This window comes from Pseudomonadota bacterium (assembly GCA_026388255.1).
In the GTDB taxonomy this organism is placed as follows: Bacteria; Desulfobacterota; Syntrophorhabdia; order Syntrophorhabdales; family Syntrophorhabdaceae; genus JAPLKB01.
Genome location: JAPLKC010000086.1, coordinates 17,253 through 28,938 on the forward strand (window position 1 = coordinate 17,253; position 11,686 = coordinate 28,938).

15 protein-coding genes and 2 pseudogenes are annotated in these 11,686 nt (G+C 41.2%); 3 read left to right on the forward strand and 14 right to left on the reverse strand.

Annotation, left to right across the window (positions count from 1 at the left end; all coding sequences use genetic code 11):
* Positions 1 to 3 precede the first annotated feature (3 nt).
* From nuoK to NT178_11815, 14 genes and pseudogenes are all read right to left on the reverse strand, one after another.
* The gene (gene nuoK, locus NT178_11750) at positions 4 to 330 is read right to left on the reverse strand and encodes an NADH-quinone oxidoreductase subunit NuoK (GenBank protein MCX5813201.1); all 327 of its coding nucleotides are present in this window, start codon (positions 328 to 330) and stop codon (positions 4 to 6) included.
* Positions 327 to 833: an NADH-quinone oxidoreductase subunit J gene (locus NT178_11755; GenBank protein ID MCX5813202.1), complete on the reverse strand. Its 507-nt coding sequence runs from the start codon at positions 831 to 833 to the stop codon at positions 327 to 329. The genes nuoK and NT178_11755 overlap by 4 nt, the downstream gene beginning before the upstream one ends.
* A complete protein-coding gene (locus NT178_11760) occupies positions 834 to 1,283 on the reverse strand; it encodes a 4Fe-4S binding protein (protein ID MCX5813203.1) in 450 nt (149 codons plus the stop codon).
* Positions 1,280 to 2,254: an NADH-quinone oxidoreductase subunit NuoH gene (gene nuoH, locus NT178_11765; protein MCX5813204.1), complete on the reverse strand. Its 975-nt coding sequence runs from the start codon at positions 2,252 to 2,254 to the stop codon at positions 1,280 to 1,282. The genes NT178_11760 and nuoH overlap by 4 nt, the downstream gene beginning before the upstream one ends.
* Positions 2,254 to 3,372 carry an NADH-quinone oxidoreductase subunit D gene (locus tag NT178_11770; protein ID MCX5813205.1) on the reverse strand — a complete coding sequence of 373 codons (1,119 nt, stop codon included), beginning with the start codon at positions 3,370 to 3,372 and terminating at the stop codon, positions 2,254 to 2,256. The genes nuoH and NT178_11770 overlap by 1 nt, the downstream gene beginning before the upstream one ends.
* Positions 3,373 to 3,414: 42 nt before the next feature.
* Positions 3,415 to 3,828: pseudogene (locus NT178_11775) on the reverse strand (NADH-quinone oxidoreductase subunit C).
* Entirely contained in the window at positions 3,822 to 4,334 is a 513-nt protein-coding gene (locus NT178_11780; protein ID MCX5813206.1) for an NADH-quinone oxidoreductase subunit B, read from the reverse strand. The pseudogene NT178_11775 and the gene NT178_11780 overlap by 7 nt, the downstream one beginning before the upstream one ends.
* Complete coding sequence (locus NT178_11785; GenBank protein ID MCX5813207.1) at positions 4,292 to 4,669, reverse strand: NADH-quinone oxidoreductase subunit A; 378 nt, start codon at positions 4,667 to 4,669, stop codon at positions 4,292 to 4,294. The genes NT178_11780 and NT178_11785 overlap by 43 nt, the downstream gene beginning before the upstream one ends.
* Positions 4,670 to 4,977: 308 nt before the next feature.
* Positions 4,978 to 6,063 carry a lytic transglycosylase domain-containing protein gene (locus NT178_11790; protein MCX5813208.1) on the reverse strand — a complete coding sequence of 362 codons (1,086 nt, stop codon included), beginning with the start codon at positions 6,061 to 6,063 and terminating at the stop codon, positions 4,978 to 4,980.
* Entirely contained in the window at positions 6,060 to 6,284 is a 225-nt protein-coding gene (locus NT178_11795) for a hypothetical protein (protein ID MCX5813209.1), read from the reverse strand. The genes NT178_11790 and NT178_11795 overlap by 4 nt, the downstream gene beginning before the upstream one ends.
* Positions 6,271 to 6,846, reverse strand: coding sequence for a DedA family protein (locus NT178_11800; GenBank protein ID MCX5813210.1), 576 nt, complete (start codon positions 6,844 to 6,846; stop codon positions 6,271 to 6,273). The genes NT178_11795 and NT178_11800 overlap by 14 nt, the downstream gene beginning before the upstream one ends.
* Positions 6,847 to 7,019: 173 nt before the next feature.
* Positions 7,020 to 7,727 carry a twin-arginine translocase subunit TatC gene (locus NT178_11805; protein MCX5813211.1) on the reverse strand — a complete coding sequence of 236 codons (708 nt, stop codon included), beginning with the start codon at positions 7,725 to 7,727 and terminating at the stop codon, positions 7,020 to 7,022.
* The gene (locus NT178_11810; GenBank protein ID MCX5813212.1) at positions 7,697 to 8,320 is read right to left on the reverse strand and encodes a DUF502 domain-containing protein; all 624 of its coding nucleotides are present in this window, start codon (positions 8,318 to 8,320) and stop codon (positions 7,697 to 7,699) included. Before NT178_11810 ends, NT178_11805 begins: the two co-directional genes overlap by 31 nt.
* Before the next feature lies 1 nt (position 8,321).
* Positions 8,322 to 9,356: a hypothetical protein gene (locus NT178_11815; protein ID MCX5813213.1), complete on the reverse strand. Its 1,035-nt coding sequence runs from the start codon at positions 9,354 to 9,356 to the stop codon at positions 8,322 to 8,324.
* A 430-nt stretch (positions 9,357 to 9,786) separates the two neighbouring features.
* On the opposite strand from NT178_11815, the pseudogene NT178_11820 reads away from it, so the two are divergent.
* From NT178_11820 to NT178_11830, 3 genes and pseudogenes are all read left to right on the forward strand, one after another.
* A pseudogene (locus tag NT178_11820) lies at positions 9,787 to 9,905 on the forward strand (tyrosine-type recombinase/integrase).
* 194 nt (positions 9,906 to 10,099) lie between these two features.
* Positions 10,100 to 10,963, forward strand: coding sequence for a site-specific DNA-methyltransferase (locus NT178_11825; GenBank protein MCX5813214.1), 864 nt, complete (start codon positions 10,100 to 10,102; stop codon positions 10,961 to 10,963).
* Positions 10,941 to 11,686: PmeII family type II restriction endonuclease (locus tag NT178_11830; protein MCX5813215.1), on the forward strand; the 746-nt coding region annotated here is incomplete at its 3' end. The genes NT178_11825 and NT178_11830, both read left to right, overlap by 23 nt.

Consider the following 11,686-nt stretch of genomic DNA (forward strand, 5'->3'; position numbering starts at 1 on the left):
ATGTTAATCCTTCATCTCCTTTAACTTTGCGCCCTCAATATGTCCGAATTTTCTGAAGATTAAAATAATAATACCCAGGGCTATTGCTGTTTCTGCCGCAGCTATTCCCATAATAAAAAGGGTGAACACTTGCCCGTATGTATTATCGGGCGACGCAAATCTGTTTAACGCAACAAGATTCAGCCCCGCTCCATTCATTATAAGCTCTATGGATATAAGCATCCCTATAAGTGTTTTTCTGTATAGAATGCCAAGAATGCCGCAGCACAAAAGAAAAAGGGCTAAAAACAAATATATATAAAGATTATTAAAAATGTATGTATCTGTCATTTTTCCCTCCTTGAAAGCAGTGAGAGCATGATGGCGCCTATAATACTCACAACGATCAACAGGGAAATAAGTTCAAAAGGAAACATAAGTCTATCAAGGAGCGCCCTACCGATATCTTTTGTTGAGAGGGCAAATTCCTCAACTTTCCCTTTTACCCAAAATCCTCTGATAACAGCCTTATAAAGCACGGCAAAAGAAACGAGCGATACGACAAGCGAAGCAAGTAATTTTGTTGCAGTTGTCCATTCTTTCGGCCTTTTGGACATAGGTCCGGCAAGCATGATCGCAAATGCAATGAGGATCGTGATTGCTCCTACATATATGAGTATCTGCATCATTGCCAGAAAAGGTGCGTTCAGATATATATAGAGACCTGCCACACCAAAGAGGGTAACGACAAGCCCTATCATCGCATAAATAAGCGAGCCTGATAATACTGTTATCAAAGCCCCTATCATGGTAACAAACATTATTATGAGAAATATGTATTCAGCAGGGTTCATTTATGCCTTTTTCCTTTTCTCGAACTCTTTTACAAGGTCGTAATAAAAGTCTTCTTTGTTGTAACTCGAAACATTATAATCTGCTGAAAAGGCAAGTGCGTCAGCAGGACATGTCTCAACGCATAAACCGCACTGGCTGCATGTGGTATAGTTAAGCACATAAACGGTAGCCGTCTTTTTCTTTTCGCCCTCCAGCTTCTCACCCTCAACCTTTTTAATGGATCCGGATGGACAATTTCTCTCGCACATACCACAAACAATACATTTTGTCCTCTCCGGACGTTCCTCGTCCGCCACAAGCTTCGTATGTCCTCTGAAACGAGGGGAAATTTTTACTGTTTGTCTCGGGTATTGGACTGTAACAACAGGACTGAAAAATGCCTTTGTGGTCACACACATACCGCTTATCAGAGAGATTGCTCCCTTTATTATTTCGACAACATTTGTCATAATTTCAGGAACCCCCCTGTCGCAATAAGGTTCATAAAAGCAACGGGAATCAGTATCTTCCACGAAAAGTTCAGAAGTTGATCGAAACGAACACGAGGGAAGGTCCAGCGAAACCACATAATAATAGCAACAAGCAGGTACGTCTTTATAAAGAACCAGACAATACCTGGGAGAAACGGCCCGAGATATCCTCCGAGAAAGAATACGGTTGCAACAGCGCATATAATCATAATATTCGTATATTCAGCAAGGAAAAAGAGGGCAAAACGCATACCCGAATACTCTGTATGGAAACCGGCAACGAGTTCACTTTCCGCCTCAGGCAGGTCGAAAGGCGTCCTGTTTGTTTCGGCCACACCGGCAATAAAATAAACAAGGAATGCAACAAACTGCCATTTCCATATAAACCATCCTTCCCTCTGTGCTTCCACAATATCCTTCAGGGACAGGGAGTTTGTCATAAAGATAACGGGCAAAAGGGATAACAAAAGTGGTATCTCGTAAGCAATGTTCTGCGCCACGCTTCTTAATGCGCCGATTAGTGAATACTTATTGTTTGAACCCCATCCGGCAAGGAGAATCGAGAGCACCGACAAAGAAGAAAAGGCAAGGATTACCAGAATCCCCACATTAATGTCCTTTACCTGCAAAGACACATCAAAGGGTATCACGATAAACGATACAAGTACCGGTATGAAAATAAGTACCGGCGCCAGGAAATATAGAGGTTTATCAACGTTTGCGGGTGTGAGAATCTCTTTTCCGAGAAGCTTGAGCCCGTCAGCAATAGGCTGAATCAGGCCGAAAGGGCCCACTTCCTTAGGCCCGATCCTTCTTTGTATGTGGCCTGAAATCTTCCTCTCCAGCCATGTGAGCATGAGAGCGTTCACCACCACAAGGATAAGGACGCCGATAAGACCGATAACCAATCTCGCCGTTTCTTTCCCAACTATCTGTATTATCTCGTTCATCATCTGTCTATCTCCGGGATCACGAGATCATAGCTTCCGAGTGTTGCAATTGCATCGGAAAGGAGCTCGCCCTGTGCAAGATAAGGGAACGTCATGAGGTTTGAGTAAGATGGAACTCTCCATCTCATTCTGTAGGGAGTATCGCTCTCATCGCTTACAATATAAACGCCAAGCTCCCCACGGGGCGATTCTACGGTATGATAAATATCTCCTTTTGGCGGTTTCAGCTTTTTCGGCACCTTTTCTGCTTTAAATGGTCCTGATGGCAGCTTTTCAATGGCTTCCTCGATAATGTTGAGGCTGATTTCCATTTCTCTGATGCGGATCATGTAACGGTCCAAATTATCACCGGATGTGCCGGTTGGTATCTCAAAACCGATCCTGTCATATGCTGCATAGGGCTCTGCCTTCCTGATATCAAAGGGGATGCCTGTGCTCCTGATGACTGGTCCGGAACAGCCGTATTTTGGTACCTTGCTTTGTTCAAGAATGCCTATGCCTTTAACCCTGTTAATAAAGATCACATTTTTTGTGACCAGCTTTTCATACATCCCGAAACGTCCTCTCAGGCGTTTTATGAATTGTTTTGTCGCATCTATAAAAGCATCATCGATATCGTTATAAAGTCCACCAAAACGGAAATAGCAATAGGTTAGCCTTGATCCTGTAATGGCCTCCAGTATATCGAGAATGTTTTCCCTGTCGTCAAAGGCATACAGGAAGGGCGTTAATCCGCCGAGATCAGCGACAAAAGCACCGAGCCAGAGGAGATGGCTTGAGACCCTGTTTAATTCGGCGGTAATGGTTCTTATATAATGAGCACGTTCCGGCACTTCAATATTGCAAAGTTTTTCAACAGTCGTTACATGACCGAGGTTGAAATTAAGCGCACCAAGGTAGTCCATTCTTGGGGGGTTGGGAAGGAACTGGAGATAGCTTCTGTTTTCTGCCATCTTTTCGTGCATTCTATGGAGATAGCCCAATACAGGTTCTGCGCTGATAATATATTCGCCGTCCATTTTTACAACAACACGTAAAACTCCATGGGTGCTCGGATGCTGCGGGCCAAGATTGATAAAAAAACCGTCTTCATATTCTTCAGGTTTGAAGGAACTCAGCAATATTCTATCTTCTTCAGTTACAGGCACCCTGTTCTTGCGAAGCGGATAACAGTCTATTTCGTCGTGAAGGAAAAGATATGTCAGGTTCGGATGATTCTCAAAATATACACCGAAGAATTCATGGATTTCCCTTTCATACCAATGTGTAATCGTATAGATACGGGAGATTGTCGGCGCTACGGGTTTGTCGGATTCAATCTTAAGGACTACTTTTATGCGGCAGAGTTCTTTATGATTATTAAAGAAATACACAAGTTCGAGATAGTCCTTGTAATCAACACAGCAAAGGTCTTCAAGGTAAAACCCCTTGCCGTCAAAAAACTCTGCAATAGTTACGATATTTCCTTTTTGCGCCTCTATCGCAAGATGATAGCCTCTCTCATTATAAGAGGTTTCAGATACATCTACACCTTTCAATGTGTTTTTGATATCATCGAATATTGTCTTTACCATTTTTGTTCCGGTATGGGAAAACGCCTCGTTCCCGTAATTTTTTCTTCAAGCTTCATTAGCGCCTCGAGCAGCCCTTCGGGCCTGGGAGGACATCCCGGGACATACACATCAACGGGTATTATCTTGTCAACACCTTCAATAAGGTTGTATTGTCCTTCGAAAACAAAAGGGCCGCCTGATATGGCGCAATTGCCCATTGCTATTACCCATTTGGGAGACGGCATCTGTTCAAAAAGGGTGATCACTGTCGGCGCCATTTTTTTTGTTACCGTACCGTTTACAATCATTAAATCCGCCTGCCTGGGGCTGGGCCTGAAAACCTCTGCGCCAAAACGGGCGATATCAAAACGCGCCATAGCTGCAGACATCATCTCTATGGCACAACAGGCAAGACCGAAAGTCATAGGCCAGATAGAGTTAGCTCTTGCAAGATTGATAAACTTTTCTGCAATGGCAAATTTTATTATTGGATCCTTCGTTTCCAGGTAAAAACCCCCTTTCCCCATGCATAGATTATTGCAAACGCAAGAATACCTATAAATATAAGCAAAGAATAAAATTCATAAACATTTCCACCTCTTGTATAGCTTAATGCTATAGGGAAGAGATATAGTATGTCCACATCAAAGGCTATAAAGATTAAAGCATAGACGTAATACACAACGCTGAAGCGTATCCATGCACTGCCGAATGGCTCTATCCCGCACTCATACGTGGCAAATGTTTTTTTACCTATTGTCCGTGGGGCAATCAGATAGGAAATGACAACGGGGGCTATGGTAAATAAAACAGCGACTATCAAAAAGATGAGCACGTAATAAAATTCTGTCAAAGTATTCATGACTAATTATAATATTCAACAATCGACAAGCAGTTGTCAATATAAAAACGCATAGTTTGTATTTTTTTTCACGAACAACACTGATGTATGCGTAATTACTTACATTAATTAAAACCTTTGCAAAATTCTAAAAATGCCGCCATACCGCTGAAAACCGGTATCCAGAAGTTATTGAATTTACTGGATGTTGCCTGCGCAAGCAAAAACACCGGCTTTTGCCGGTAGAGCGAAGCGGGCAGTAATCCCGTGCAGACGGGACATGACAGAAAGGTCAATAGGGGTGCTTTTGCAGAGGTCTCTAATTTGTATTAATTTTCACGAACAATGCTTATGTGTGGGTATTCCTTGAGCCTTTTCAGAAATATATCCCGTTTCTCATAAGGTACATTTATGCTGTATGTTCCCTTTGGCAGCCTGTATTTTTTTAAATGCAGATTGTTATCTCTGAAGACTTTAAAAGATGTATCCATGCACTTTGAAAGAATTGACACATGTATCTCTTTGCCCGTCTCGATAAGGACTTCATAAATCAGTATGGGTTTATACAGATCTTTCTCATCTATTTTTATACCATACGTCTCCCTGTTCAGGACAATCTCTTTTAAGGCCATGATTCTGAAAATGTATCTTTCTGTTTCCTGCGGGAGGAACAATTCAAAAAAATCCTTTGTATTCTGATTCTCAATAGCTTCCCTTAATTTCCCCGGACCTGCATTGTATGCAGCCATTGCAATAAGCCAGTCTCCGAATTCTCCATTCAGCTTTTTCAAGTGGGCAAGAGCAGATCTGGTCGCCTTTTTTATGTTGTATCTTTCATCAACATAATCGTCAATGTACAACCCCTCGTTTTTCCCCGTCTCTTTCATGAATTGCCACAAACCGGCGGCATTTGCCTTGGAGATAGCCCTGGGGTTTAAATAGCTTTCTGTAATTACAAGATATATAAGATCTGAAGGGAGGGACATTTTTTGCGTTTCCAGGTTGATCATATTGAGGTATTTGAAGTATCTCTTGACGATTATTGTCAAAAGCCCTTTGTCCTCAAGAAGCTGGAAAAATTCCCTCTCAAACCTTTCTCTTATATTATCACTGAAAATAGGTATTTTTTTGTCGCACAGGATGAGTGTTTCCGGTAATCCATCCAGGCTATATACGTTAACCTCCCTCTTTAACCGCGCCACCTCAGCCTCAAGGTCGGCAACCCTTTTATCGAGCGGGAGCCCTTTCTTCTGGACAGTCTGTGCCCATCCGAGAGGACAGGCAATTAAAACTGTTAATATTGCAGCAATAAATATTGTTGAAGCACGACGTACTATGTACGATAACGTTGCCAGATTTTGAAATTTAAAATCCACAATTAGTAATCCGCGATTCACGTTTAGAAGGTGGTTCATTGCTCTTCTTTTACCATTCTGTTAAGTATTGTCGTCCTGTTGTTCATCCTCTCCATGAGGGCCTTAACATCAATCTGGAGCGAACTCAGGCCGTCATATTTTTTTCTGTATATTATATCAATCTCTTTTTTCCAGTATTCAACTATCTCAGCTTCTTTTTTATACATTTCTATTTCAAACTTTTTTTTAAGTTCTCTGATGAGTTTTTCATTCATTTCCATAAGACTTTCGCTCCCTTGCTTGTACAATGTGCCTGTAGATCAGTATGAGTATGGTTACGGCAGCAAGTATTACAGGCACGATATAATTCTCATATTTCTTGATATCCTTCACGAATACGTAAACAACATTTCCAAAGATATATCCTGTCAGCGTTACGGCTATACTCCATAAAATCGAGTTTATTGCATTAAATAACATAAATTTACCCAGGCGTATATTTGTACAGCCCAGAAGCAACAGAATTATAGCCCTTATGCCTACCAGAAACCTTATGAAAAATATTATGAAATTGCCGTGTTTTTTTATGATTTTGTTGGCAAGAGGGATTTTACTCCTCAGGAACTCATATTTTTCAATGTAGTTTCTTCCGAAGACCCTTCCCAGTCCAAAAAATGTGCAATCACCAATAAACGTCCCCAGAAAAGCCCACAAAACTACCTTATTTATAGTCATATAACCAAGCTTGGAAAAAATTCCGCCAAGGAGTACCGTAGTTTCTCCCTCAAGAAATGTCCCGATAAAAATTCCGATATATCCGTATTTTGCGATGTAAGTTTCCATGTCAGTTAAACAAACGGTTTACGGTTGACGATTCAAAGACTATAGCATGAAAAAATGTCTTTGCCGTGAAAAGTGAGCAATGAACAGTGAAAAGGCTTTTCCTTTCTCTGTCAGCTTGTTGGCCTGTCATTATCAATTGTATATAGATTAATTGCAATAGGTCAACAAACATTTTACCCTTTTGATCTGTCTTTTCTTTCATTCATCTTCATGAGCAGTATCCCCACTTCATAGAGAATGTATGTGGGCACGGCCAGGAGCATCATGTTGTACACATCCGGCGTGGGTGTAATGACTGCCGCGGCTATAGTGATAACAAGGATTGCATACCTTCTTGTTTTTGTGAGAGTTTGCGATTTCACAATGCCCTTTTTGTTCAGGGCAAGAAGGACTACGGGCACCTCAAAGGTTATGCCAAAGGCAAAAACCATGGCCGAAGAGAAACTTATGAACCTTTCGACAGATATCATTGCCTTTAAGCTGTTTCCTTCATAACCGAGAAGAAATTTTATGCCTGACCGCAAGACTATGTTGTAGCAGAATATGCTCCCGACATAGAATAGCGCTATGGAGGAGACGATAAAAAGACAGCCTTCATAGGGCCTTAAACCTGTAACGCTCCTGAATTCATACCATAACAGAAAGACAATAAAGGGAAATGATAAAAACACACCGCTATAGATTGCCAGTTCTATTGATGAGAAAAATACTTCCTGAACAGCAAAATAGTAGACTTTGATATCGGCTGCCAGAAGAAGGATGCGCAAAATATCCCTGAAGAAGATAAAACATATGACACTCGATACCGCAACGACAATAAGGGCCTTGAATGCAAACCTTTTAAGCCCTGTCAGAAGGTAGACGACTTTTTCTCTTTCCATTTCATCTCAACCCGTGATGTGCCAAGGGAAACTACATATTTAACAGCGTCTTCAACGGACATATCCATATGGATCAAATCTTCTTCGGGCAGGAAAATCAGATAACCCGATGTGGGGTTAGGCGTGGTAGGGACAAAGACAGCGCAGAGCTCCCCCTTATCTCCGGACTGTATACGTTGCGTTATAAAGCCTATGGCATAGCGGCCCTTGAAAGGAAAATCAATAAGGACAACCTCTTTAAAGGATTTCATTTTTTCCGATGAAAAGGCGTCTATCATGTCTTTGATGGAACCGTATATGCCTTTTACAAAAGGGATTTTCCTGATCGTGGCTTCACCGTATGTGAGCAGCTTTTTGCCGATATAATTGGAGGCCAGCACGCCTGTTAAATAGGTAATAATGATAAAAAGAAAAAAACCGGTTCCCTTTATGTACACGCTTGTTCCGGTGATGTTTGCCATTATATTCCTTATAAAAGGGGAAATGAATGTATCAACGGATATGACAACCGTATAGATAATATATATGGTGACAACAAGCGGAATGAGGATGAAAAGCCCGGTAAGAAATGTTTTTTTCAGATGTTTCTTCATTTCAGAAATATTTTTTTAGTTCTTTGCAAAGCTCCTCCGGAAGGCTTACGCATACAGGTTCGTCAAGAAGGGCCTGAAAAAAGTTCAAATCGGGAGCATAGTCTCTCATGTTGAGAAATGTTCTTGCTATCAAACGGAAATGACAAGGGAAATATGTCTGGCCTTCAGGTCCGAAGACCAAAGAGGCGTTAAAGCTGTATATGTCTGTGTCGCTGTAATATCGAAAGGCCTTCAGAAGACCTGATACAAGCTCATTTACATGCATCTCTGTAAATTCACTAATAGAAAACACTTCAGGGAAGATACATATGATTTCGCCAAAAATACCCAGCGACACAAAAGAGGACAGCCAGGCAGAATCACCAATTGAGCCTATGTAGCGCTCGTCCAGCCTCTTTTCTTCACTTATAAACTCAGTCCAGTAGCTCACACCATGTGTTTTATAAAACATTTCCGAAGCTCTCAGTTCATCGGTAACCTGGTTCCCCGGGCAATCAGTAGCAAAGTACTGTTGGTGAGGATGAACCAGTCCCCCACCTGAAGGGGGCATATAATTCCATGTCATGATATTGTAGGGCAATGATGCATCTATAGCCTTGAGTTTATTGAGGAATTCAATGCCAAGGGAAAAAGCGTCGCTTAATATTTCTTCTGTAAACCCCTGGAGCGGAACCACATGTTCGTCTGTCATTATCGCTACGCCGCTGTAAATGTCGTAGGGGAAAAGATTCGGGATAAGGACGGCCTGATTTTTTTTAAGCCTGCCTTCGGGCAACACCTCGGGAATAAATTTCGGCGTAACCTTTTCCCTGAATTCAAGGCAGAAAGGGCAAAAACCCTTAACTTCGGGGGTTGCGTACAGATCAAGGGGGAGGCGTTGCGGTTTTATGGCTCCAAAATGGCAGAAGTGTCCCGATCTGTTGGTAAGGGGATCAAAACGTACCTGAAAACGTTCTGTATTCGGTTCAAACTTTTTTCGCGGATCAAGAAAAGTGCTTTCAGATTCAACAATCCGGAATGGAATTTCAGAAGACATGCTTTAATACCTCTTTATATTGATGTATTTACGATTGGGATAACTATAACAAAAATTCGTGAATCATTCATTATATAATGTTTTATCAGAGTCTCCTGATTTTTCCGTATAATACCTTAATATAATATAACTATTTAGGTTACAGGCCAAATAACCCATGAAATTTCGGCAATGTTTTGACCTTTCTCGATTTTTCTAAAGAAACAGAATTGTGTAGAACAGCCTCTATATTGGCTTTACGAAAATATTAATATTTGCAGCAAATGTTGCTGCAAATATTTGTGGGGAGGATAGGCCATCTTTCGAGGTTTCTTATCATGAGCTGATTAAAATTTATAATGCTTTAAAAATACTTGACATTTTATTGAAATAGCAGGAAAATAAAAAGAAAAAGGGGTGGGTATTACGGCGATCATTAAAAATTTTCCATCATTCCTTTGCAACTCACTTATTAAAAGCAAACCAGTATATAAGTACAGTCCAGGAAATTTTGGACACAAGGACGTGTCAACTACGATGATTTATGCTCATGTTCTTAACAAGCCGGGGATAAGCGTTAAGCCCCCCTGGACGGATGATGGAAAGATTTTTAATAAAGATTGTGGTATGTATATTGGATATTACACACGAATTAGTCAGAATATCCAATATACGTCCAATTTGGTGTGTATAGTTAATTGTTGGATGAGAATAAAAAAACATTAGAATAGAATTCAAAACCTTTCCATGCTAAAATGCAATATATGAGAACCCTTGAATGTATAATAAGAAATGGCGATTGCTTGAGCGTTTTACAGGATTATCCTGAAAATTTCTTCGATCTTATTGTGACATCACCACCCTACGCAGATTGCAGAGCGAAATCATACGGTGGAGTATCTCCTGACGCCTACGTTGAATGGTTTCTTCCCCGGAGTGAACAATTCTTAAGAGTTCTTAAGCCTACAGGAACATTTATTCTCAATATTAAAGAAAAGGTTGTTGATGGGGAACGGCATACATACGTCATTGAATTGATACTTGGGCTTAGGCAACAGGGGTGGCTTTGGACCGAAGAGTTTGTCTGGCATAAGAAAAATTGTCATCCAGGCAAACGGCCAAATCGGTTCCGCGACGCATGGGAGCGTTGTCTCCAGTTCAATAAATCCCGACAATTTCATATGTATCAGGAAGCGGTTATGGTGCCTATGGGCGATTGGGCAAAAACCCGTTTGAAACACCTTGGTACTAATGACGTGATACGATTCAATTCCCAGGTTGGCAGTGGATTTGGGAAAAACATTGCAAACTGGGTGGGACGTGATAAAGCGTTCCCGTCAAATGTGCTGCATCTGGCCACGGAGACGGGAAACCGCAATCATAGTGCCACATTTCCCCGGTTACTTCCAGAGTGGTTTATCAAACTTTTCACGAAAGAAGACGATTGGGTATTAGACCCTTTTATCGGTTGTGGAACAACCTGTGAGGTAGCTCAACAACTCGGAAGAAATTCGGTCGGTATTGACATTATGGAAGAATATGTTTCTATTGCACAAGAGAAAGTATTTGAGAAACAAATGTTGCTGTGTGAAGAGGAAGCTCAATATGATGCAAATCGCAAAAGATGAAATTATCGGGTTTATAGAGCCAGGTATTCAGAAATTTCATAAACGAAGACTCGATAATCTTTCCGATCTCAAACTGAATAAAATTCTCACCAGGAAAAACCCTTATCTGTTTCGAGCAAAGAACCAAAATACTGCCCAAGATTTAGTAAAGACCATCCTTGATGCACATCTCTCCTCGCAAGAGGAAGGAATTTTCGGTGGGTTCCTTGAAGAATTAGCCATATTTATCTGCGGTAAAGTATATGGAGGTAAAAAATCATCCTCTGAAGGCATTGATCTCGAATTCTCCAAAGACAATATCGCTTACATCGTTTCAATCAAATCCGGGCCAAACTGGGGCAACAGCCGTCAGATCGCCCGTATGAAAGATGATTTTAAGCGTGCCAAACGCATTCTTGGCACCAACACGTCGGCTCTGAAAGTGGTTGCTGTAAACGGCTGTTGCTACGGCAAAGATAACAAGCCCGATAAGAGCGATTATTTGAAGCTGTGCGGCCAGAGATTTTGGGAGTTTATATCGGGAGACGAAAACCTTTACACCGAGATTATCGAACCTTTGGGGTACAAAGCAAAGGAAAGAAATGAAGAATTTTCAGAAGAATATGCAAAAGTAATCAACAGATTTACTCGGGAGTTCGCAACGGAATACTGCAACCAGAACGGATCAATCCTGTGGGAAAAACTCGTCAGATTCAATTCAGGACTGACCGAACGGGGAGATAG

Bases quoted from the DNA above. Each gene is read 5' to 3' on its own strand.
- nuoK (MCX5813201.1), bottom strand. From the start codon at position 330: ATGACAGATACATACATTTTTAATAATCTTTATATATATTTGTTTTTA.
- NT178_11755 (MCX5813202.1), bottom strand. From the start codon at position 833: ATGAACCCTGCTGAATACATATTTCTCATAATAATGTTTGTTACCATG.
- NT178_11760 (MCX5813203.1), bottom strand. From the start codon at position 1,283: ATGACAAATGTTGTCGAAATAATAAAGGGAGCAATCTCTCTGATAAGC.
- nuoH (MCX5813204.1), bottom strand. From the start codon at position 2,254: ATGAACGAGATAATACAGATAGTTGGGAAAGAAACGGCGAGATTGGTT.
- NT178_11780 (MCX5813206.1), bottom strand. From the start codon at position 4,334: ATGGGGAAAGGGGGTTTTTACCTGGAAACGAAGGATCCAATAATAAAA.
- NT178_11785 (MCX5813207.1), bottom strand. From the start codon at position 4,669: ATGAATACTTTGACAGAATTTTATTACGTGCTCATCTTTTTGATAGTC.
- NT178_11790 (MCX5813208.1), bottom strand. From the start codon at position 6,063: ATGAACCACCTTCTAAACGTGAATCGCGGATTACTAATTGTGGATTTT.
- NT178_11795 (MCX5813209.1), bottom strand. From the start codon at position 6,284: ATGGAAATGAATGAAAAACTCATCAGAGAACTTAAAAAAAAGTTTGAA.
- NT178_11800 (MCX5813210.1), bottom strand. From the start codon at position 6,846: ATGGAAACTTACATCGCAAAATACGGATATATCGGAATTTTTATCGGG.
- NT178_11805 (MCX5813211.1), bottom strand. From the start codon at position 7,727: ATGGAAAGAGAAAAAGTCGTCTACCTTCTGACAGGGCTTAAAAGGTTT.
- NT178_11810 (MCX5813212.1), bottom strand. From the start codon at position 8,320: ATGAAGAAACATCTGAAAAAAACATTTCTTACCGGGCTTTTCATCCTC.
- NT178_11815 (MCX5813213.1), bottom strand. From the start codon at position 9,356: ATGTCTTCTGAAATTCCATTCCGGATTGTTGAATCTGAAAGCACTTTT.
- NT178_11825 (MCX5813214.1), top strand. From the start codon at position 10,100: ATGAGAACCCTTGAATGTATAATAAGAAATGGCGATTGCTTGAGCGTT.